The organism is uncultured Ferrimonas sp. (assembly GCF_947489035.1).
Lineage (GTDB): Bacteria > Pseudomonadota > Gammaproteobacteria > Enterobacterales > Shewanellaceae > Ferrimonas.
Genome location: NZ_CANLCI010000033.1, coordinates 13,774 through 35,309 on the forward strand (window position 1 = coordinate 13,774; position 21,536 = coordinate 35,309).

The following is a 21,536-nucleotide window of genomic DNA, read 5'->3' on the forward strand; positions in this document are numbered from 1 at the left end:
GTTACTCTTCGATCTTGCCGCCCGCGGCCTCAATGGCTTCACGAGCACCCTTGGTCACTTTCAGACCAGAGATGGTTACTGGGCGCTCGATTTTACCTGAAAGGACAACTTTCGCAAACTGAATGTTTGCAGAAAGGATGCCAGCTTCTTTCAGGGATGCCAGAGAAACTACGTCGCCTTCTACTTTCGCTACTTCGTGCAGACGCACTTCAGAGGAAACCAAAGACTTACGGGAAGTAAAACCAAACTTAGGCAGACGCTGTTTCAAAGGCATTTGACCGCCTTCAAAGCCAGGACGGATGCCGCCGCCGGAGCGGGACTTCTGACCTTTGTGGCCGCGACCACCGGTTTTACCCAGGCCAGAACCGATACCGCGACCTACGCGCTTAGCAGCAGTTTTGGCACCTGGAGCTGGAGACAAAGTATTTAAACGCATAGCTTAGTCCTCCACCTTAACCATGTAGTAAACCTTATTAACCATACCGCGTACAGCAGGAGTATCTTCCAGCTCTACAGTGTGGTTAATTTTGCGAAGACCTAAGCCAGTCAGTGTTGCCTTGTGTTTAGGCAAACGACCGATGCTGGATTTGATCTGGGTAACCTTAATAGTTTTAGCCATCTTGATTACCCTCGCAATTCTTGAACGCTCAGGCCACGCTTAGCTGCCACTTGCTCCGGAGAGTTCATGGAAGTCAGTGCGTCAACGGTAGAGCGTACGATGTTGATCGGGTTGGTAGAACCGTAAGCTTTGGCCAGTACGTTATGTACGCCAGCAACTTCCAGTACGGCGCGCATTGCACCACCGGCAATAATACCAGTACCGTCAGAAGCAGGCTGCATGTATACCTTAGAACCAGAGTGACGACCTTTCACCGGGTGGTGCAAAGTGCCTTTGTTCAGGTCTACAGTCAGCATGTTGCGACGTGCTTTTTCCATAGCTTTTTGAATAGCTGCTGGAACTTCACGTGCTTTGCCGTAGCCGAAGCCTACTTTACCGTTACCGTCACCAACAACAGTCAGTGCGGTGAAGCTAAAGATGCGACCACCTTTAACAACTTTAGAAACGCGGTTTACTGCAATCAATTTCTCTTGCAGATCACCGGCTTGATTATCATGATTCGCCATTGTCCACTCCCAACTTAGAACTGGAGGCCAGCTTCACGAGCTGCGTCAGCCAAAGCTTTAACGCGACCGTGATACTTAAAGCCACTGCGATCGAAGGCCAAGGTAGTGATACCTTTTTCCTGAGCGCGCTCAGCTACCGCTTTACCAACTGCCGCTGCGGCGTCGGTGTTGCCGGTGCCTTTCAGTTGCTCAGAAATTGCTTTCTCAACGGTAGAGGCAGCAGCCACTACGTTTGCGTCAGCAGTGATAACCTGAGCGTAGATGTGGCGCGGAGTACGGAATACGACCAGACGAGTCGCACCCATTTCCTGAATTTGCTTGCGCGCGCGAGTAGCGCGACGCGTACGAGCTGCTTTCTTGTCCATCGTATTACCTTACTTCTTCTTGGCCTCTTTACGACGCACGTTTTCATCCGCGTAACGTACACCTTTGCCTTTGTAAGGCTCTGGTTTACGGTATGCGCGAATGTTCGCAGCAGCTTGACCTACAACCTGCTTGTCGGCGCCTGTGAGGACGATTTCAGTTTGGCTTGGGCACTCAGCCTTCACACCTTCTGGCAACTCGTAGTTGACAGGGTGAGAGAAACCAAGAGTCAAGTTAACAACGCTACCTTTAACAGCAGCACGGTAACCTACGCCGTTTAACTGCAGCTTCTTAGTGAAGCCAACAGTAACGCCGGTAACCATGTTATTAACCAAAGCGCGAACGGTACCTGCTTGAGCCCATGCGTTGGCAAAGCCAGCACGTGGAGCGAAAGTCAGTTCGTTATCGCCTTTAACCACTTCAACTGCGTTATTGAAAACGCGAGTCAAAGAACCCTTACCACCTTTAATGGTGATTTCTTGACCGTTAACGGTCACTTCTACGCCTGAAGGGATAGCAACAGGTGCCTTAGCTACACGAGACATTAGTGCTCCTCCCTTACGCTACGTAGCAGATGATCTCGCCGCCCATACCCAAATTTCGGGCTGCGCGGTCGGTCATCACACCTTGTGAGGTGGATACGATAGCAATACCCAGACCACCCATTACTTTAGGCAACGCATCTTTCTTTTTGTAGATACGCAGGCCTGGGCGGCTGGCTCGCTCAATAGATTCAACTACTGGCTTACCTTGGAAGTACTTCAAAGTAACTTCCAAAGTTGGTTTAACGTCACCAGAGACGGCGAAGTCAGCGATAAAACCTTCTGCTTTTAATACAGAAGCGATCGCTTTCTTCAGCTTAGAGGACGGCATGGTCACTGCAACTTTGTTGGCAGCCTGGCCGTTGCGGATGCGCGTCAGCATATCCGCGATCGGATCTTGCATGCTCATATTCGCTTACTCCCGAATGCTTACCAAGAGGCCTTTTTAAGACCAGGAACTTCACCACGCATTGCTGCTTCACGTAATTTGATACGGCTCAGGCCGAATTTACGCAAGTAGCCATGTGGGCGACCAGTGATGTTGCAGCGGTTACGCTGACGAGATGCACTGGAGTCACGCGGGAGTTGCTGCAGTTTGAGCACTGCATTCCAACGATCTTCTTCAGATGCGTTAACATCTTTAATGATAGCTTTAAGCGCCGCACGCTTTTCAGCGAACTGTGCTACCAGCTTGGTGCGCTTTGCATCGCGCGCCTTCATTGATAGTTTAGCCATAACCCTACACCTTACTTACGGAACGGGAAGTTAAAGGCAGCCAGCAGAGCATGACCTTCTTCATCAGAACCCGCAGAAGTGGTAATGGTGATATCCATACCGCGGATTTTATCGATTTTATCGTAATCGATTTCTGGGAAGATGATCTGCTCACGAACGCCCATGGAGTAGTTACCACGACCATCGAACGCTTTCGGGTTCAGGCCACGGAAATCACGGATACGTGGAACCGCGATACATACCAGACGTTCGAAAAACTCCCACATACGCTCGCCGCGTAGGGTTACTTTACAACCAATCGGGTAACCTTCACGGATCTTAAAGCCAGCAACAGACTTGCGAGCTTTTGTGATCAGAGGTTTCTGACCGGAAACAGCAGCCATATCAGCTACAGCATTTTCCAGCACCTTCTTGTCCGCAACGGCTTCACCGACACCCATATTCAGGGTAATCTTTTCGATCCGTGGGACTTGCATGATGCTTTTGTAGCCGAACTGCTGCATCAGTTCTTTTACTACAGCTTCTTTGTAGTAATCATGCAGTTTCGCCATCGTTAACTCCAATTACTTAACAATTTCGTCATTGGATTTGAAGAAGCGAACTTTAACGCCATCTTCAAAACGGAAGCCTACGCGATCAGCCTTGCCAGTGGCAGGGTTAACCAGCGCCACGTTGGAGGCGTGGATAGGGGCTTCTTTCTCAACAATACCACCTTGAACGCCTAACTGAGGGTTAGGTTTCTGGTGCTTCTTTACCAAGTTGACGCCTTCAACAAGCACCTTACCAGTAGCCAGAACTTGGGAAACTTTACCGCGTTTACCCTTGTTTTTACCTGCTAGTACGATTACTTCGTCGTTGCGACGGATTTTTGCTGCCATGGTTCGCTCCTTACAGTACTTCTGGCGCCAGGGACACGATCTTCATGAACTGCTCATTGCGCAGCTCGCGGGTCACCGGGCCAAAGATACGAGTGCCGATAGGCTGGTTGCTTGCGTTCAGCAAAACAGCAGCGTTACGGTCAAAGCGAATAACAGAACCGTCAGGACGGCGTACGCCTTTCTTGGTGCGTACTACCACCGCGTTAAATACATCACCTTTCTTCGCTTTACCGCGAGGAATGGATTCCTTAACGGAAACCTTGATGATATCGCCAATATGGGCGTAACGACGGTGAGAGCCACCCAAGACCTTAATACACTGCACGCTGCGCGCGCCGGAATTATCGGCAACGTCCAGCACAGATTGCATTTGGATCATTTCAATGCTCCGCTTACTTTTTCTTCAAATACCCTTACGGGCTAAGTTGGCTGCCCTTCGAAAAGGCGCGCCATTATAACCACGATAATCTGAAAAGGGTAGATAAAAATTAACCGGCCCAAGTGACCTTGGGCCGGTTTCTTCTTGTTGTAGCCTAAAGCTTAGAAAATTAAGCTTTTTCTACAACGCTTACCAACATCCAAGACTTGGTCTTAGACAGTGGACGGCATTCGCGGATTTCCACGAGATCACCGATACCACATTGGTTGGTTTCATCATGAGCGTGTACCTTAGTGGTACGGTTCATGAACTTACCGTAAATCGGGTGCTTTACTTTGCGCTCGATTGATACGGTGATGGACTTGTCCATCTTGTCGCTGATTACACGACCCTGAAGAGTACGTTTAGTATCAGACATTACGCACCTGCCTTCTGAGTAAGAATGGTCTTAACACGCGCGATATTACGGCGTACATTCTTCATTTCGTGAGTCGCTTTCAGCTGACCAGTCGCGTTCTGCATACGCAGGTTGAACTGTTCACGCAGCAGGTTTAACAGCTCCGCATTCAGCTCTTCAACGCTTTTTTCACGCAGATCTTGTGCTTTCATCACATCACCTTACGAGTTACAAAGGTGGTCTGGATAGGCAATTTGGCAGCAGCCAGAGAGAAAGCTTCACGAGCCAACTCTTCAGATACGCCTTCCATTTCGTACAGGACACGACCCGGTTGGATCTGTGCTACCCAGTACTCAACGTTACCCTTACCTTTACCCTGACGAACTTCAAGCGGTTTAGCAGTAATTGGCTTGTCTGGGAACACACGGATCCAGATTTTGCCCTGACGCTTGATGTGACGGGTCATGGCACGACGAGCCGCTTCGATTTGACGAGCGGTCATACGGCCACGGGTGGTCGCTTTTAAGCCGAAAGAGCCAAAGGAAACCTTGTCACCAGTGGTGGCTACACCACGGTTACGGCCTTTGTGCATCTTACGGAACTTCATACGTTTAGGTTGCAGCATCTCGGTTCCCCTTACTTACCACGACCTTTGCGCTTCGGCTGCGGCTTCGGCTGCTCTTCAACAACTGGCATGCCGCCCAGAACTTCACCTTTGAAGATCCAAACTTTAATACCAATTACACCATAAGTGGTGTGAGCAGAAGAAGTAGCGTAGTCGATATCAGCGCGCAGGGTGTGCAGTGGCACACGACCTTCACGATACCATTCGGTACGTGCGATCTCAGCGCCACCCAGACGACCAGAAACCTCGATCTTGATGCCCTTGGCACCCAGACGCATGGCGTTCTGTACCGCGCGCTTCATAGCGCGACGGAACATTACACGGCGCTCCAGCTGGGAAGCGATAGAATCACCAACCAGTTGAGCATCCAGTTCCGGCTTACGAACTTCGGAGATGTTGATCTGAGCAGGAACGCCAGCCAGCTTGGCTACCTTCTTGCGCAGTTTTTCAACATCTTCGCCTTTCTTACCAATTACAACACCTGGGCGAGCAGTGTGAATAGTCACACGTACGCTCTTCGCAGGACGTTCAATGGTAATGCGAGACAAAGACGCGTTTTTCAGTTCCTTTTTCAGGAACTCACGTACTTCGTGGTCGCTGAACAAGTTGTCAGCGTAATCTTTCTTCTCCGCGTACCAGGTCGAAGACCAAGGCTTGGTAATACCAAGGCGGATACCATTAGGATGTACTTTCTGTCCCATAGCGACTCCCCTTACTTATCGGCCACAACCACAGTGATGTGGCTAGAGCGCTTCAGGATGCGGTCAGCACGGCCTTTGGCACGCGGCATGATGCGCTTCATGGTTGGACCTTCGTCAACGAAGATTTTAGAAACCTTCAAGTTGTCGATATCCAGACCTTCGTTGTGCTCCGCGTTAGCGATAGCTGACTCCAGAACCTTCTTAACCAAAGAACCAGCTTTTTTATTGCTGAAGGTTAAGATATCCAGAGCGCGATCAACTGGCAGACCACGAATTTGGTCAGCAACCAGACGTGCCTTCTGAGGAGAGGTACGGGCGAAACGGTGTTTAGCTAAAACTTCCATCTTCTACCCCTTAGCGTTTCTTCGCTTTCTTATCCGCAGCATGGCCGCGGTAAGTGCGAGTCGGCGCGAATTCGCCCAGTTTGTGGCCAATCATGTCTTCAGTTACGAAAACTGGAACGTGCTGGCGACCATTATGGACAGCGATGGTGAGACCAATCATATCAGGAATGATCATCGAACGACGGGACCAAGTCTTAACAGGCTTTTTGTCTCCGTTTTCCACCGCTTTCTCTACCTTCTTCAGCAAGTGCAGGTCGATAAATGGACCTTTCTTGAGAGAACGTGGCATGGTGAATCCTCTAAATTACTTGGTACGACGGCGTACGATGAACTTATCAGTACGCTTGTTGCTGCGAGTCTTCTTACCCTTAGTTGGTACGCCCCATGGGGATACCGGGTGACGACCACCAGAGGTTTTACCCTCACCACCACCGTGCGGGTGATCCACCGGGTTCATGGCTACACCACGAACTGTAGGGCGGATACCGCGCCAGCGGTTAGCACCAGCTTTACCAAGCTGACGCAGCATGTGTTCGGAGTTACCTACTTCACCCAAAGTAGCACGGCCTTCGGCCTGTACTTTGCGCATCTCGCCGGAGCGAAGACGCAGAGTTACGTAAACACCGTCACGAGCAACGATCTGTGCGTAGGCACCAGCGGAACGAGCCAACTGACCACCTTTACCTGGTTGCAGTTCTACGTTATGAACGGTAGAACCAACCGGGATGTTACGCATTGGAAGGGCGTTACCCGCTTTAATCTCAGCTTCTTGACCAGACATGATGGAATCACCAGCATGCAGGCCTTTAGGAGCCAGGATGTAACGACGCTCACCGTCTGCGTACAGAACCAACGCGATGTTCGCGCTGCGGTTTGGATCGTATTCAATCCGCTCTACCTTGGCAGGAACGCCATCTTTGTTGCGCTTAAAGTCAACAATACGGTAGTGCTGCTTGTGACCACCGCCGATGTGGCGAGTGGTAATACGACCAGCGTTGTTACGACCGCCAGACTTGGACTTTTTGTCCAGCAGAGCGGCGTGAGGCTTACCTTTGTGCAGTTCAGCGTTAACCACTTTGGTTACGTGACGACGACCTGCAGAGGTAGGCTTACACTTAACAATAGCCATTTCTAAACTCCTACTGCTTATTCAGCGCCGCCATCAACGAAGTCGATTTCTGCGCCTTCAGCCAAGGTAACGTAAGCTTTCTTCACATCGGAACGACGTCCGAAACGAGCGCCAGTACGCTTAGTCTTGCCTTTCAGTACAGAGGTGCGAACACCAACTACTTCAACTTCGAACAGCTTTTGAACCGCTGCTTTGATCTCAGCTTTAGTCGCGTCCAGTGCTACTTTGAAAACAACAGTGTTGTTCAGCTCAGCAGCCATGGTGCTTTTTTCAGAGATGTGTGGAGCCAGCAGCACTTTCAGCAAACGTTCTTCACGGATCATGCCAGCTTCTCCTCAATCTGCTTAACTGCATCAGCAGTCATCAGCACCTTGTCAAACGCGATCAGGCTAACCGGATCGATACCGTCTACATCGCGAGCGTCAACCTTGTACAGGTTGCGAGAAGCCAAGAACAAGTTCTCGTCTACTTCAGCGGTCACGATCAGAACGTCGTTTAAGTCCATTTCTTTCAGCTTTGCAGCCAATTCTTTGGTCTTAGGAGCTTCTACAGAGAAGTTCTCAACAACGATCAGACGATCTTGACGTACCAGCTCAGACAGAATGCTGCGCAGAGCGGCGCGGTACATCTTCTTGTTAACTTTTTGGCCGTGATCTTGCGGCTTAGCAGCGAATGTTACGCCACCAGAACGCCAGATTGGGCTCTTAACGGTACCAGCGCGAGCGCGGCCGGTGCCTTTCTGGGCCCATGGCTTTTTGCCAGTGCCAGTTACTTCAGCGCGGGTTTTCTGAGCACGGGTACCTTGACGGGCATTAGCAGCAAACGCTACTACTACCTGATGTACCAGAGCTTCATTAAACTCACGTCCGAAGGTAGTTTCGGAAACTTCAAGAGCGCTCTGGGCGTCCTTCATAACCAATTCCATTACTATCTCCTCAGACGTTACGCTTTAACGGCAGGCTTAACGATAACATCGCCACCATTAGCGCCAGGTACGGCACCTTTGATCAGCAATAAGTTACGTTCAGCATCTACACGTACCAACTCTAGGTTCTGAGTAGTTACCTGCTCAGCGCCCATGTGGCCAGCCATTTTCTTGCCCTTGAATACCTTGCCTGGGGATTGGTTTTGACCAATCGAACCAGGAGCACGGTGGCTCAGGGAGTTACCGTGGGTCATATCTTGGGTGCTAAAGTTCCAACGCTTAATCGCGCCCTGGAAACCTTTACCTTTTGATTGACCGGTAACGTCTACTTTTGCAACGTCAGCAAAGACGCCGACTTTCAGCTCAGCACCTAACTCGATGCCTTCACCTTCACCTTCACCCAGACGGTGTTCCCACAGACCGCGACCAGCTTCTACGCCAGCTTTGGCGTAGTGGCCCGCTGCAGGTTTGTTAACGTGAGATGCTTTTTTAGCACCTACGGTAACTTGGATAGCGCGGTAACCGTCGCTGTCCAAACCTTTAACTTGGGTTACACGGTTCGGTTCTACTTCGATAACGGTCACAGGGATAGAAACGCCTTCTTCAGTGAAGATGCGAGTCATACCAACTTTGCGACCTACAAGACCGATAGCCATTCTAAAAAACCTCTATTCCAAGTCCGGGGACTTAACCCAGACTGATCTGCACGTCTACGCCTGCAGCTAGATCCAGACGCATCAGCGCGTCAACAGTCTTGTCGGTAGGCTCAACAATGTCCACCAAACGCTTGTGAGTACGGATTTCATATTGGTCACGCGCGTCTTTGTTAACGTGCGGAGAAATCAGTACGGTGTAGCGTTCTTTACGGGTGGGCAGCGGGATAGGACCGCGAACTTGAGCACCTGTACGCTTAGCAGTCTCAACGATTTCCGCTGTTGACTGATCGATCAGACGATGATCGAACGCCTTCAAACGGATACGGATTCTTTGGTTCTGCATTGACCAGAGCTCCAACTCTAAGAAACACACAAACCAATCATTCCACCACTCTAACTATTCAGAGGGAGAACGATGATTCACCAGCCATTCGACTCCAAATCGGAGTCGCTGTATATACAACACTAATTGTGTTGCTGTTCACACTGCCGAAGCAGTCACTGCGCTTATCGCGACAGCGAGACGAATTATACGCCTATGCTGAGTAGAAGCAAGCCTGATTGATGATTATTTTATCGCCAAGCTCGGCACTATTTTGCTACTACCGTCTTAAATTCGGCGCGGATTATACCTAGCCGATTCACTTAACGGAAGTTTTTTCTTCTGAGACGCTGCTGTCATTGAATCGCAGTGGCTGCTGCTTTATTTGCTTACGACTTGCCGGTTCCGTAATAGCTCTTATAGCGCTTATAGGTCGCCTGATCTTTTGGTACGGCATTGAGCACAATGCCGTCAATTTTGGCGTGCACAGCAAATAGCCTTGTTAATGAACGCCGGATCAATTCGCGTCGTGCTTTGCCAAATTTCACTACGTAAATAGTGCTTTGCACCAAGCGAGACACCACAAGTGCATCGCTCACAACATCGACTGGAGCGGTATCAATAATGATGCGATCGTACTTCTGCGATAACAGCTCTAACTGACTTTTAAACTGTGGTGATGCCAGTACTTCCAGTGGGTTGGATACCGGTGTACCGGCCACCATCACATCCAGATTGGTGTCTGGCACACTATAAACGCAATCGTTACTGCTGTGCGTGGCCGCAATCAGGTTCGACAGCCCTGGCTGGTAACTTGGCAGTTGCAACGAACCGGCTAATACAGGCTTACGCAGATCCGCCTCAATCAATAGCACTTTTTCCAACTGTGACAACGCCAATGAGAAATTATAGGAAGAGGTACTCTTACCCTCTCCCGGCACCGTTGAGGTAATGCAGATTAACTTAGCCCCATCATCGAGGTGCGCAAGTAAGTAACCCGTCCGCACTGTTCGCCATGCTTCAGCAAAACTATTGGCGTCATTAGAGAAGAAATGACTCGCATCCAATCTTCCCTTGGTTTTCTGCAATGGGATGATCCCAAGCATTTTGGCCGCTAATTTCGTCTCAACCTGCTCTCCCGCAGTGATGGTGTCGGTTAAGGCATTGTGTGCCAGCGCGACCACGCAACCAAAGATCGTTGAGGCCATAACCGCAATGATCAATAACATCTTCTTCTTCGGCTTCGCCGGATAAAGTGCAGGCTCGGCTAGATCAGTAAATCGTGCATGGGCGGCATTAAAGTCAGCCACCGCGCCAGTTTCCTTCATTCGATTCAGGAAGGTTTCATAGATGCGGCGGTTAGATTCCACCTCTCGCTGTAATTCGCGATACTGCACCTCTACCCTGCTTTGCTCTTGGTACTGAGTTTTCGCTCGCTCTAATTGACGCTCTAAAGCCTGAGCGGATGCATTAAGCGTGGTGTACTCTTGCTCGATCCCCTGCACCAATTTACGTACTTGGCTACGCATGTTTGCACGCACTTCCGTTAATTGTGCTTTCGCGGCAATCATTTTATTGTGCTTAGGGCCATAGCGCTTAGACAGTTCAGCCACATTAGATGATGCGGCAACTTCCGACTTTTGCATCTCCTGGATCAGGCGGTGACCGCTGATCTCGGTCAAACCATCAAGGTCTTCAATGCTATCGGCGCCTTTGCGGCGCACTAAATTAAGCAGCGAACGGGCATCATCACGGCGTTGTCTCGCCATGGCTAACTGGGCCGTCAATTCACTCATTTCACGGCTCACCAACCCAACGGTGCCATCAATTTCCAGTAAGCCTTCGGTTTCTCTAAATCGCTGTAAACGCTCTTCCGATTGGCGCAACCCCACCAGCAACTCATCCAGTCTGGCGCTCAGCCATTGTGATGCCTTGCGGGTTACGTTCAACTTTGCATCAAGGTGATTCTCAATGTAGATGTCCCCCATGGTGTTCGCGACCAATGCCGCCAATCGAGGATTTTTAGCGTAAAAGCTGATATCCACCAATTGGGTATTTGGCACTGGAGAGATCGACAGACGACTGGAGAATTCATTAAGCAGCAGTACCCGCCGCTGTTCTAGCTGCTTAACGGGATCCGGCGGCGGTGGATTCCAATCAACAGGTAACCAATAAAGGTATTGCTGCAGTTGTGCTCGCACCACTTCCATTGGATCTTGGTTCGGGGCCGTTTCCACCTTATCAAGCAACCACTGTTGCCATTTAGGGTACTTAGGCAGGACAAACTCTGGGTGGACGATCAGATTGAGTCGCTCGATCACGCGTTCAGCAAGACGACGACTTTTAATGATCTCAAACTGGGTTTGTAAGTACTCTTTACGTGACGAGTCCAGCCCGTAAACATCGTCGATAGAGACTGCTTTCGCTTGCTCCGATTCAATGAGCAGCCGCCCAGATGAACGGTAATATGGATCCGTGTTCATCAAAAAGAAGGTCACGGCACCGGTCACCAAGGTAACAAATAAAATGATGGGCCATTTATAGCGCCACAACACTTTAAAGTACTGACCCAGATCGATGTCTTTTTCCTGAGCAAAAAGATCCTTGTCCACTTTAATGGCCATATTTGACATACCTGAGCCTCAGAAAAAGCTTTCTTTAATAACGATAGAGTCGTCTGGGTAGACGGAGGCTGACAGGCGTACAGTTAAAGTGGTTTTCTTGCCGCTAACCAAGCGATTAACCACAATGCCATTGGTCGAAGCACGCTCAGTCAGTCCGCCAGCCAGCGCGACGGCGCGTTCGATGGTTAAACCGGGTTGGTATGGATAACCACCCGGCTTATTCACTTCCCCATAGATGTAGAAAGGTCGATATTCGGTCACGCTCACATGAACGCTAGGGTTAATCAGGTAATCCCCTCTCAAGCCATCGCTGATGCGCTGCTCTAGCCCCGAAACGGTCATGCCTTTCGCAGTTAAGAGGCCCAAGTAGGGATAATTGATCATCCCTGACTCACCAAGGCGAGTTTGCAGCGTTAAGTCGTCTTCGCCGTACACATGGATAGAGATCATGTCACCGGCACTAAGCTGGTAGTTAACATTGCTCAACGCGGGTGCCGAGCAAAGCAGCACCAGCGTGACCAAGAGACGCTTACAAAGAGATCCGAACTGTGGCCAAAAACAGGTTCTTGTCATACTTTGCCGCCTCTCGAGTCGAGTCTTGATCTGCAATTTGATAGGTGAAGTCACTGGCTAACCAACGTTTCCACGCCAGCGTTATCCCTACAGACGCTTGCAGTAATTCGTCTTCACGATCAAAACCGGTAAAGGTCTCGTCTGTGTAGCTAATCGAGGCGCTGGTGGATAAGCGTTCACGCCACTTGTGATTCCACATCACCCGGTAACTGTCCTCTTCAACAAAGTCCCCGAGTGTGTCGGGATCTTTAGTGCGACTGCCACTTTCAAGGGAAAACACGGAATAGCTGCGAGGCTTCCAATCCATGCCGATCTTCCAAGCAAAGCCATCAAAATCAGTACGACCACTGGAATCGAAATCACGGGTCTCATAACCCAACTTGATGGTGCCAGAGGTCTTACTGGTCGCTTCCCAACGGATCCCGGTAAAAATTTGCTGATCAAAGCTGTCGCGATTCAAGCCATCGGCATCATCTCGCGCAAATTCGGTGTTGTAACCGTTCCATTCACCAATCAGCTTGGTTTTAGCGCCTAAGCGCCAATACATGGTGACCCTAGCCCGAGTAGTGTCGTAATCTCGAAATTGCGAGATAGCTCGTAGGTTGGTGTACTCCTTATCGTAGTAACCCAACTCAAAATCGAGATTGATGCGAGCACTTGGTACGCCAAAGCCATAAATAATGGCCGCATCTTGCACATCTAATTTGGCTACGGTGTCCACCGCTAGGCCACGAGTTTCAGTGATCCCTTCACCTCGCGCCTCATGTTCACGCCGATAGTTATAGAAGGCTTCAATGCGATGACGTCGAGTAAAGTGATGTTCCAACCCCAGTTTCAGGGCATGATCAGTGTAGTCATCTTCATCGCTCGAGAAGTAATGACCATCCACTAAGCGGTAATCAATTTCGTAACGGCTGGTGTCATTACCGGCATGGAACAGCAATTCAGGAGCAATACGCCAAAACCAACTATCAACTTCATTCGCACTAGAGTGTGCGGTGTTATCGTCAAAGCCGACACCCACATCCACTTGCGGCGTCATTTTCCAGCTTTCACTCAGGTTCACTGAAGCTGGCTGATATGCATCTACAAGCACCGCTGCCCCAGCAGGTGCTACCGAAACCACTAACAGAGCAGGTAATAGTTGTTTCATTGTTATGTGTCCCCTATCCCTAGTACGCGTTTGAGTCGTTGAACCCTTTAAATACGGTTTTAAAGACGATTTTGATGTCGAACCACAACGACCAGTTGCGGATGTACGCCAAATCAAACTCCAATCGCTTTTCCATTTTTTCCAAGGTATCGGTTTCACCACGCCAACCGTTGATCTGAGCCCAACCTGTGATCCCCGGTTTCATATGGTGTCGTAACATGTATCCGCCGATAAGCTCTCGGTATTGCTCGTTGTGTGCCACAGCATGAGGCCGAGGCCCTACCACCGACATTTGCCCTTGCAACACATTGAAGAATTGCGGCAGCTCGTCCAAAGATGTACGCCGTAAGAAAGCACCTAATGGCGTTACGCGCGGATCGCCTTTCGTCGCTTGCTTAACGACCGAGCCATTGTCTTGGGTACGCATAGTGCGAAATTTCCACACTTTGATTTTGCGGCCGTCAATGCCATATCGATACTGCTTAAAAATGATCGGCCCCGCCGAGGTTAACTTGATCGCCGCTGCGATCATCAACATCGGCACTGCCACTATCGCTAAGATCCCACTGGCCAAGACGATGTCTTCCACGCGCTTAGACCAACTGGCTAAATCATCCAGCGGACTGTCGTACACGCTAAGTGACTGAACCTCGCCAACTTCATGCCAACGTGCATGCAATAAGTTATAGACGAAGAAGTCAGGAATGATGTGTACCGCGGCAGTACTATCACCACACAACATCAAGATCTCGGTGATCCGTTTTTCGGCGCGCATTGGCATCGCGATATAGAGCACATCAATGGCGTTGTTCTTTGCCAATTGCAGCGCTTGATCCATATTGCCTAGCGGAGCTGGCCCCTTACCTTCCATTTGTTCAATGCGTTCTGGGGAGCGATCATCAAAAAAACCGATGAAGTGGATCCCCAACTGAGGGTTCTCCTCCAGACTACGTGCCATCGCTTTACCGGAATCCGTCACTCCTAATATTGCAGCCCGTTGGGTGTTAAAGCCGCGACGACGCAACGAGAAGATCACCTGTCTGGCGGTGATCCGTAAAAGGCTGAACATCAGTAAGCCCGCTCCGCCCCACCACAACATGGTGAATCGATCGATGGTGATCCGTTCTGGGAATAAGAAGGTGCAGCCTTCGACAAAACAACAGGCCAAGATCCAACTTGCCCAGTTGGTCATCAACATTTCATTTTGGCGGGTTGAGCGCCATGAACGGTAGAGATCCAAGGATTCCGCAAAAAAGGCGTAGCCCAATGACGCCAAAATCGCTGTCAGTAACTGTTCGTCACCCAGCGGCACACCCTTAACCCATAGCGCCAACTGCAGTGACCACTGCACCACGGCGATATCTAACAGTCGAAATAGAATCGCAAAGCCATGAAAGCGCGAGAACGTGAGCCCTCTATGTTCTTTCGGGTTATGCACCATAAATTACCGTCCACACATCGAGAATTCGCTGGTTGATCTTTTTTCTTGTTAAACCCAAGTCAACCGCACGCGTCTTAGAACGCCTTTCCCATGGCCAGTAGTCCATCTTTATCCCGACCAAATTTGTATTCGTTATCGTTGTTCGGTCATTCATCATTTTTGCCCTTCAGCCACCGCCAAACTGCGGCTGTCACTACGTTTAATGCCGTTGAAGTAGCTCAATAATTGTGGCGGTTTGTTGCTGCATGAGTGACGCATCCTGACGCGCCTCCACGTTTAATCGGACCACCGGTTCTGTATTAGAACGACGCAAATTAAAGCGCCATTGGCCGTCGTCATTGCTGAAGCTCATGCTCAGCCCGTCAGTACGATCGATCTCATTCGCTTGCTCAGCAAAACACCGTTCAACAGCGGCAAGCGCAGCACTGGGATCGCCAAGAGTAAAGTTAAGCTCACCAGAGGAGGGGAAGGCGGTAATTCTGTCTGCCACCAACGCCGCTAGGGTTTGCCCTTTGCGACTGAGCAACTCACAGATCAGCAACCACGGGATCATGCCGCTGTCGCAATACCCAAATTCACGAAAATAGTGGTGGGCACTCATCTCGCCCCCGTAGATGGCATCTTCTTGGCGCATCCGCTCTTTAATAAAGGCATGACCTGTTTTGGACATCACCGCTTGGCCGCCACAGGCTGCAACGATCTCTACCGTATTCCAAGTTAAGCGGGGATCGTGGATCACCTTGCTGCCCGGATGCTTGCGTACAAACGCTTCCGCCAGCAGGCCAACGATGTAATAGCCTTCGATAAATTGGCCGCGATGATCAAATAAAAAGCAGCGGTCAAAATCCCCATCCCAAGCAATGCCGATGTCCGCTTGATGCGCCAATACAGCAGCTGCGGTTGCTTGGCGCCGTTCAGGTAATAATGGATTAGGGATCCCGTTTGGGAAGTTGCCATCGGGTTGGTGGTGCACCTTGATAAACTGCAACGGCACCTTCAAATCGGCAAAACGTTGCTCTAGAGCATCAATCACATGGCCTGCCGCACCATTGCCGCTGTTGACCACTAACCGTAATGGTTGCAACTGCGCTGGTTCAATGTAACTGCATAGGTGCTTAATGTAGGCTGCTAGAGTATCTTGCTGCTGGTAACTACCAGCAGTGGTATCAATAAAGTCGTTGCCTTCCGCTAAGGCTTGAATCGCTTTTAAGCCGGTATCGCCAGAGATCGGTTTGCTGTGCTCCCTCACCAACTTCATGCCGTTGTAATCCATTGGGTTATGCGAAGCCGTAACGACAATGCCACCATCCACACCAAGGTGGCGGGTGGCAAAATAGATCTCCTCAGTACCCACCATACCAATGTCGATGACATTACAGCCGCTGGCCATCAGCCCTTCCGCCAGCGCCCGCTTTAATGATTCACTGGATAAGCGAATGTCACCGCCAATCACAACCTGCTTCGCTTGCAGGTATTGTGCGAACGCTCGGCCAATTCGGTAGGCGATCGCTTCGTTTAATTCGTCACCTAATCGGCCTCGAATGTCGTAGGCCTTAAAGCACGTAAGCCGTGTCATCCCTTACACCCCGCCATCGTTACACTCTGCCGTAGTTATCTTCAAAACGGATGATGTCGTCTTCACCCAAGTAAGAACCCGATTGCACTTCGATCAACTCCAGTGGCACTTTGCCGGGATTTTCTAGCGCGTGGACAACCCCAACGGGGATGAAGGTGGATTCGTTCTCGGTCACTAAAAATGTTTCGTCACCGTTGGTGACCTTGGCTGTGCCAGAAACGACCACCCAGTGCTCAGCACGGTGGTGGTGCATCTGCACACTGAGCTTAGCTCCGGGCTTAACGGTGATGTGTTTAACCTGATAACGCTGGCCATTATCGATGGAGTCGTAACAACCCCACGGCCGGAACACTTTGCGATGGCACTCCAGTTCGTGCCGGTTTTGTCCTTTTAATTGCTCAACCAGATGCTTTACCTCTTGGGTGCGGCTTCGATCAGCCACCAGTAATACGTCTGGGGTATCCACCACCACGAGCCCATCCAGCCCAACGGCCGCAACTAAGCGCTCATCGCTGTGGATCAAGCAACCTTGTACGTCGTGCAACAGCGTATCTGCACGGATCGCATTGCCCTGTTCATTCTTAGGGGCCACATCCCATAATGCTGACCACGCCCCAATGTCGTTCCAATGCGCGTCCAGTGGCACCACTACTGCATCGGTGGTGCGCTCCATCACCGCGTAATCAATGGAATCCGATGGGCAGCGGGCAAAGGCTTTGGCATCAAGGCGAATGAAATCCAGATCATGCTCCGTGTTTGCCACCGCCTGCATGCACGCACTGGCAATGTCGGGGCGATGTCGGCGTAATTCCGCTAAATAACGGCTAGCCCGAAACAGAAACATGCCGCTGTTCCATAGGTACTCACCGCTATCAACATATTGCTGGGCGGTGTCTTGATTTGGCTTTTCAACAAATTCGCTGACTTGAAACCCTGGGGCTAGCGCGGCCCCACGGCGTATGTAACCGTAACCGGTGTGTGCGCTATCAGGCACTACACCGAAGGTCACTAACTTGCCCGATTTTGCCAGCGGGATGGCGGCACTCACGGTGTGGGTAAAGGTGTCGGCATCGCCGATAACGTGATCCGCAGCCAGCACCAAAAGCAGTGGATCTTGCTCGCTGTCGCTGAGCAACGACGCCAGAGCCAATGCCGGAGCGGTATTACGGCCACAGGGTTCGAGAATAATCGATCCCATCTCGCCACCTAATGCACGCAACTGCTCGGCCGCAATAAAACGGTGTTCCTCATTGCAGATCACCATAGGAGGGGCCGTAACCAATGCCGACAGCCGCAACAACGTTTGCTGCAACATGGTGTGTTCCCCTACTAATGGCAGGAACTGCTTAGGGAATTGAGTGCGCGATAATGGCCACAGCCTAGTACCACTGCCGCCAGCCAACACTACCGGAACCACCATCGTCATTATTTTTATTCTCCATCTATTACCCCTTTTCAGGGCCGGGCGCGTTATCTAAACCATAGACGGCTCCGCTCCTTTTGGTGGGCCATTTTTTTAGCCTTAATTCTGGGGCTTAGGTCTACACTTGATACTAAGAGCATGTGCCATAGAGCGCAGGGGGAAGTGCAGTTGAAGGGAAGCGTGACGATCTCCATGATCGACCAAGGGCTTATCAGCGCCTTTAACTTCGCCATCAATTTGGCTTTGATCAAATGGTGGAGCCCTGAAGCCTTTGGGGTTTACTCCATTGTCTTCACTCTTAGCTTTGCCTTAATCAGTTTTCAAAACGCGCTGATCAACACCCCTTATGCCGTTTTAGTGCCCGCCAGCAAGCAACCACAAGCACTGCGCCATACCCTAACCATCAGCAACCTGCTTTTTTTAGTGCTGATCGCATTGGCCTGCCAGTTACTGCAACAACTGCCGCTGTTACAGCAAAGCCACAGCGGCGCTACTGCCATTACGGTGTTTTTCGTTACTCGGTTACTGCGGGAGTACCTACGTTGCCGCTGGGCGGCGGAACTCAAACTGGGTCACGTGCTTATTGTTGATGCCCTATTTGTGCTGCTGTTTGGTTTAGCCTGCGCTGGCTGGGCAATCCTTTATGACTGGCAAACCCTGCGCCTCAGCACCCTATTATGGCTAATGAGCCTGTGCCAAATACTGGGGTCCGCGCACTTACTGTGGCTTGAATGGCACTTACTGCGCCAAGCGCAATGGCGCAACCTCTTCAGTCAGTACGCACCGATTTGGCGGCAATCTCGTTGGTCACTGGTGGGCGTAACCACCACCGAACTGCAGAACCGTGGCTACATCTTTGTGGTGGGAGTGTTGTTTGGTGCCACAGTCGTTGGCTTTATCAATGCTGGCCGGGTGTTTTTTGGCCCATTAAACATTGTTACCTCTGCTTGGACTCGGGTGGCGAAACCCACTCTGGCTCGCTTATTCGGCGATAACGACACCAACCGCTTTTATCGGATCCTCAATCAAGGGCTCATGGCCTTTATCTTATTCAACCTGCTATTCAGTGGGCTGTTATGGCTGATGTGGCCTTGGGTTAATCAATACCTGATGGCCGATAACTACGCTGGGGTTGGCTGGGTTACCGCACAATGGGCATTGGCGACGTTGGTGTTCCATCTGCGCGCCACCGCCAGCGCCGCCGTACAAGCACAAAATCGCTTTAAGCCTTTAGCTTTAACCACCCTTTGGGGGGCGGGTTTTGCCACACTCGCTTTGCTGATCATCGGCTGGCTGGGGCAATCTGAATGGGTGGTGTTGTCGGTGATTTTAGGCGAAGCGGTCGCGCTGCTATTGGTGTTTAAGCTGTTGTGGCCAATCCCAACGGCCTTCGCCAAGCCGGAGGCAAAGCATGGCTAACCGTTTTTTCAGCTGGTTTGTCGCAACCAATGCCTGGGGATTTACCCTCAACAACCGCTTGGCGATCATCATCATTGCGTTGGTGAGCGCCAGCTCCTTTGATGCACTAACTCCGCAACTGGAAGCCGCTACCGAACTTGAAGATCTCGATGTCGGCGATCACGCCAGCAATACCTCATCCGGTAACAAGTTTAATCAGATCTTCTGGATCGGCCTGATGGGCCTTTCGGGGATCTCGATACTGCGGGATCCACAACGATTCCGGCAGATTATTCTCACCCAATGGCCACTAATGATTTTGATTCTGTTAGCACTCAGCAGCTTCTTGTGGGCGCTGGCACCGGGGATCACCATTCGCCGCTCGGTATTGCTGACCTTTGTGATGACCTCCATCCTTGTTGGCGCCTGCTACTTGCGCGATCCCTATCAGCTGCCTCTGATTGTCTATCGCGTTGGCACCATCGCCCTTGGGCTCGACTTCATCGCCATTGGTTTAGGCAGCTTTGATATTGAGGGCTATTTCTATGGGATCCACGGCCACAAAAATGTGATGGGTGCCGTGGCCTTGAAGGCGCTGTTTTTTGGGATCGCGGTGCGGCTGTTATTAAAGAGCAAAATAAACCTGCTCTATAACACCCTGTATTTATTGGCGTGGTTTGGGCTGTTGATTATCTCGGTTTCAAAAACGTCGATTGGGCTGTTCTTTATCGTGCCGATCCTGGTGTTTAGTGCCCACTTAGTCGCGAACTACTTCAAAGTAAATCTGGGGTTACTGCTGTTGTCTATCAGCGCCTTACTGGTACTGGCGGTATTCATGGCGTTGCAATGGTCGGATTGGCACATCAAGCAGTTCTTAGCGCAATTTATGTCGGACCCTGGTTTTACTGGCCGCGATTACATCTGGGCCTTTGTGCTCGAGCAGATAGATAAACGCTGGTTGCTGGGCCATGGCTATGGCTCCTTCTGGGGCATTGGCTTGCACTCGCCCAACATTGTTTTTGGCCAAGGCTTTCTAACCCTGCTGAATCAAGGCCACAACGGCTACATGGATCTGATGGCCAAACTGGGGGTGGTTGGCTTAGGGGTGTACTTGCTCGCTCTTGTGCAGTTCGCCCGCCAGTCCGGCGCCATACAACGCTTGCACCCCGGCTTATTTTCTCTCAGCTGGGTTCTATTATTACTGACGCTACTGCACAACATTACGGAAAGCAGCCTCATGCGCGGCAGCCATTCGCTGTGGGTGATCCAACTGCTGATGCTGGCACTTATTGCCCGCCTATATATGGACAAGGAGAAAACACGATGACCACTCGGGTTTGTGTCTGCTTATGCACCTTCAAACGGCCGCAATTGATCGACACTCTCAACAGCATTGACGCACAACAGCTGCCTGAAAACGTAACGCTGACGCTATCCATTGCCGATAACGATGCGGCGGGATCGGGCCGTGCCATTGTGGAGCAGTTCCGACAACAAAGTGACATGGAAGTGCACTACGAGATCCAGCCGGAAAAGAACATCTCTTGCGCGCGCAACACCACCGTTAAAAATGCCCAAGGAGACTGGTTGGTGTTTGTGGATGACGATGAATTTGCCGAACCCGATTGGATAGCCAAGCTGCTTGAGTGTGCCGAACAGCATCAAGCGGACGTGGTGCTAGGCAAAGTGGTGATCCACTACCCTAAGCACACGCCGCAGTGGATCCTCGACGGCGACTACTTTCATAAGCACACCCCAGTAACCGGCACCGTCGTGACAGTCGGCTCAACCTGTAACGCCTTGGTTCGTGCCAGCTGCCTGCCCGATCCACAAGCGCCCTTTGATCTGAATTACGGCATTACTGGCGGTGGCGATACCCATTTTTTCAGTCGCATCCACCGCAGTGGTGGCCGCATCGTCACGTGCCGTGAAGCGGTGGTGTCCGAAACCGTTGAGGATGATCGCCTTAACCGCGATTACCTGATCCGCAAAGCCACCCGCATTGGCGAAACCTACGCCATGATCTTCTTCTGCAAGCTCTCCCCCTTAGCCAAAGCACTGCAGTTCAGCCGGGCTGGAGTTCAAGCTGGGGTTGCTGGGCTGTTCGCTCTACTGCTTACCCCCTTTGGCAGTAAGCGCAGCTTCAAATATGAAATGGTAATGCGATCCAATTGGGGCAAAGTCCGTTTCTTTATGAACACCCCTCCCGTTGAAATCTATAAATAGG

30 protein-coding genes are annotated in these 21,536 nt (G+C 50.9%); 3 read left to right on the plus strand and 27 right to left on the minus strand.

What is annotated here, in order from left to right; translation table 11 throughout:
- Window position 1: 1 nt before the first annotated feature.
- From rplO to Q0796_RS16345, 27 genes are all read right to left on the minus strand, one after another.
- Complete coding sequence (rplO, locus tag Q0796_RS16215; protein ID WP_298445028.1) at window positions 2-436, minus strand: 50S ribosomal protein L15; 435 nt, start codon at window positions 434-436, stop codon at window positions 2-4.
- A gap of 3 nt (window positions 437-439) precedes the next feature.
- Window positions 440-619: a 50S ribosomal protein L30 gene (gene rpmD, locus Q0796_RS16220; RefSeq protein WP_298445029.1), complete on the minus strand. Its 180-nt coding sequence runs from the start codon at window positions 617-619 to the stop codon at window positions 440-442.
- Between the two features lie 5 nt (window positions 620-624).
- Window positions 625-1,125 (minus strand): 30S ribosomal protein S5, encoded by a 501-nt coding sequence (gene rpsE, locus Q0796_RS16225; RefSeq protein ID WP_298445031.1) that lies wholly within the window; start codon window positions 1,123-1,125, stop codon window positions 625-627.
- A 14-nt stretch (window positions 1,126-1,139) separates the two neighbouring features.
- The gene (gene rplR / locus Q0796_RS16230; protein WP_298445033.1) at window positions 1,140-1,490 is read right to left on the minus strand and encodes a 50S ribosomal protein L18; all 351 of its coding nucleotides are present in this window, start codon (window positions 1,488-1,490) and stop codon (window positions 1,140-1,142) included.
- A gap of 9 nt (window positions 1,491-1,499) precedes the next feature.
- On the minus strand, window positions 1,500-2,033 hold the full coding sequence (rplF, locus tag Q0796_RS16235) for a 50S ribosomal protein L6 (protein ID WP_298445035.1): 534 nt from the start codon (window positions 2,031-2,033) through the stop codon (window positions 1,500-1,502).
- Window positions 2,034-2,046: 13 nt separating this feature from the next.
- Complete coding sequence (gene rpsH / locus Q0796_RS16240; RefSeq protein WP_168662467.1) at window positions 2,047-2,439, minus strand: 30S ribosomal protein S8; 393 nt, start codon at window positions 2,437-2,439, stop codon at window positions 2,047-2,049.
- A 20-nt stretch (window positions 2,440-2,459) separates the two neighbouring features.
- Window positions 2,460-2,765: a 30S ribosomal protein S14 gene (gene rpsN, locus Q0796_RS16245; RefSeq protein WP_298445038.1), complete on the minus strand. Its 306-nt coding sequence runs from the start codon at window positions 2,763-2,765 to the stop codon at window positions 2,460-2,462.
- Between the two features lie 11 nt (window positions 2,766-2,776).
- A complete protein-coding gene (gene rplE / locus Q0796_RS16250; RefSeq protein WP_168662463.1) occupies window positions 2,777-3,316 on the minus strand; it encodes a 50S ribosomal protein L5 in 540 nt (179 codons plus the stop codon).
- A gap of 12 nt (window positions 3,317-3,328) precedes the next feature.
- Window positions 3,329-3,643, minus strand: a complete 315-nt coding sequence (gene rplX, locus Q0796_RS16255; RefSeq protein ID WP_298445040.1) for a 50S ribosomal protein L24 — start codon at window positions 3,641-3,643, stop codon at window positions 3,329-3,331.
- A gap of 10 nt (window positions 3,644-3,653) precedes the next feature.
- The gene (gene rplN / locus Q0796_RS16260) at window positions 3,654-4,022 is read right to left on the minus strand and encodes a 50S ribosomal protein L14 (RefSeq protein ID WP_168662459.1); all 369 of its coding nucleotides are present in this window, start codon (window positions 4,020-4,022) and stop codon (window positions 3,654-3,656) included.
- A gap of 169 nt (window positions 4,023-4,191) precedes the next feature.
- Window positions 4,192-4,440, minus strand: coding sequence for a 30S ribosomal protein S17 (gene rpsQ / locus Q0796_RS16265; RefSeq protein ID WP_298445042.1), 249 nt, complete (start codon window positions 4,438-4,440; stop codon window positions 4,192-4,194).
- On the minus strand, window positions 4,440-4,631 hold the full coding sequence (gene rpmC, locus Q0796_RS16270) for a 50S ribosomal protein L29 (protein ID WP_298445043.1): 192 nt from the start codon (window positions 4,629-4,631) through the stop codon (window positions 4,440-4,442). Before rpmC ends, rpsQ begins: the two co-directional genes overlap by 1 nt.
- On the minus strand, window positions 4,631-5,044 hold the full coding sequence (rplP, locus tag Q0796_RS16275) for a 50S ribosomal protein L16 (protein WP_298445045.1): 414 nt from the start codon (window positions 5,042-5,044) through the stop codon (window positions 4,631-4,633). Before rplP ends, rpmC begins: the two co-directional genes overlap by 1 nt.
- A gap of 11 nt (window positions 5,045-5,055) precedes the next feature.
- Entirely contained in the window at window positions 5,056-5,745 is a 690-nt protein-coding gene (gene rpsC, locus Q0796_RS16280) for a 30S ribosomal protein S3 (protein WP_298445047.1), read from the minus strand.
- A gap of 11 nt (window positions 5,746-5,756) precedes the next feature.
- Window positions 5,757-6,089 carry a 50S ribosomal protein L22 gene (gene rplV / locus Q0796_RS16285; protein WP_298445049.1) on the minus strand — a complete coding sequence of 111 codons (333 nt, stop codon included), beginning with the start codon at window positions 6,087-6,089 and terminating at the stop codon, window positions 5,757-5,759.
- Between the two features lie 10 nt (window positions 6,090-6,099).
- Window positions 6,100-6,378 carry a 30S ribosomal protein S19 gene (gene rpsS, locus Q0796_RS16290; protein WP_298445050.1) on the minus strand — a complete coding sequence of 93 codons (279 nt, stop codon included), beginning with the start codon at window positions 6,376-6,378 and terminating at the stop codon, window positions 6,100-6,102.
- 15 nt (window positions 6,379-6,393) lie between these two features.
- Complete coding sequence (rplB, locus tag Q0796_RS16295) at window positions 6,394-7,218, minus strand: 50S ribosomal protein L2 (protein WP_298445052.1); 825 nt, start codon at window positions 7,216-7,218, stop codon at window positions 6,394-6,396.
- Window positions 7,219-7,235: 17 nt separating this feature from the next.
- Window positions 7,236-7,541, minus strand: coding sequence for a 50S ribosomal protein L23 (gene rplW, locus Q0796_RS16300; protein ID WP_298445054.1), 306 nt, complete (start codon window positions 7,539-7,541; stop codon window positions 7,236-7,238).
- Window positions 7,538-8,143: a 50S ribosomal protein L4 gene (gene rplD / locus Q0796_RS16305; RefSeq protein ID WP_298445055.1), complete on the minus strand. Its 606-nt coding sequence runs from the start codon at window positions 8,141-8,143 to the stop codon at window positions 7,538-7,540. The genes rplW and rplD overlap by 4 nt, the downstream gene beginning before the upstream one ends.
- 17 nt (window positions 8,144-8,160) lie before the next feature.
- Window positions 8,161-8,799, minus strand: coding sequence for a 50S ribosomal protein L3 (gene rplC, locus Q0796_RS16310; protein WP_298445057.1), 639 nt, complete (start codon window positions 8,797-8,799; stop codon window positions 8,161-8,163).
- Window positions 8,800-8,830: 31 nt separating this feature from the next.
- On the minus strand, window positions 8,831-9,142 hold the full coding sequence (rpsJ, locus tag Q0796_RS16315) for a 30S ribosomal protein S10 (protein ID WP_013343788.1): 312 nt from the start codon (window positions 9,140-9,142) through the stop codon (window positions 8,831-8,833).
- A 368-nt stretch (window positions 9,143-9,510) separates the two neighbouring features.
- Window positions 9,511-11,745: a polysaccharide biosynthesis tyrosine autokinase gene (locus Q0796_RS16320; protein ID WP_298445062.1), complete on the minus strand. Its 2,235-nt coding sequence runs from the start codon at window positions 11,743-11,745 to the stop codon at window positions 9,511-9,513.
- An 18-nt stretch (window positions 11,746-11,763) separates the two neighbouring features.
- Complete coding sequence (locus Q0796_RS16325; protein ID WP_298445064.1) at window positions 11,764-12,231, minus strand: polysaccharide biosynthesis/export family protein; 468 nt, start codon at window positions 12,229-12,231, stop codon at window positions 11,764-11,766.
- 43 nt (window positions 12,232-12,274) lie between these two features.
- Window positions 12,275-13,471 (minus strand): outer membrane beta-barrel protein, encoded by a 1,197-nt coding sequence (locus Q0796_RS16330; protein ID WP_298445065.1) that lies wholly within the window; start codon window positions 13,469-13,471, stop codon window positions 12,275-12,277.
- Between the two features lie 19 nt (window positions 13,472-13,490).
- Window positions 13,491-14,912, minus strand: a complete 1,422-nt coding sequence (locus tag Q0796_RS16335; RefSeq protein ID WP_298445067.1) for an undecaprenyl-phosphate glucose phosphotransferase — start codon at window positions 14,910-14,912, stop codon at window positions 13,491-13,493.
- Between the two features lie 199 nt (window positions 14,913-15,111).
- Window positions 15,112-16,488: a phosphomannomutase CpsG gene (locus Q0796_RS16340; protein WP_298445069.1), complete on the minus strand. Its 1,377-nt coding sequence runs from the start codon at window positions 16,486-16,488 to the stop codon at window positions 15,112-15,114.
- 19 nt (window positions 16,489-16,507) lie between these two features.
- Window positions 16,508-17,908, minus strand: coding sequence for a mannose-1-phosphate guanylyltransferase/mannose-6-phosphate isomerase (locus Q0796_RS16345; protein WP_298445083.1), 1,401 nt, complete (start codon window positions 17,906-17,908; stop codon window positions 16,508-16,510).
- Window positions 17,909-18,091: 183 nt separating this feature from the next.
- On the opposite strand from Q0796_RS16345, the gene Q0796_RS16350 reads away from it, so the two are divergent.
- Genes Q0796_RS16350 through Q0796_RS16360 form a run of 3 tightly spaced genes read left to right on the plus strand, consistent with a single transcriptional unit; the run spans window position 18,092 to window position 21,535 of the window.
- Entirely contained in the window at window positions 18,092-19,330 is a 1,239-nt protein-coding gene (locus Q0796_RS16350; protein ID WP_298445071.1) for a hypothetical protein, read from the plus strand.
- Window positions 19,323-20,636 carry an O-antigen ligase family protein gene (locus Q0796_RS16355; RefSeq protein WP_298445073.1) on the plus strand — a complete coding sequence of 438 codons (1,314 nt, stop codon included), beginning with the start codon at window positions 19,323-19,325 and terminating at the stop codon, window positions 20,634-20,636. Before Q0796_RS16350 ends, Q0796_RS16355 begins: the two co-directional genes overlap by 8 nt.
- Window positions 20,633-21,535 carry a glycosyltransferase family 2 protein gene (locus tag Q0796_RS16360; RefSeq protein WP_298445074.1) on the plus strand — a complete coding sequence of 301 codons (903 nt, stop codon included), beginning with the start codon at window positions 20,633-20,635 and terminating at the stop codon, window positions 21,533-21,535. Before Q0796_RS16355 ends, Q0796_RS16360 begins: the two co-directional genes overlap by 4 nt.
- Window position 21,536: the final 1 nt, after the last annotated feature.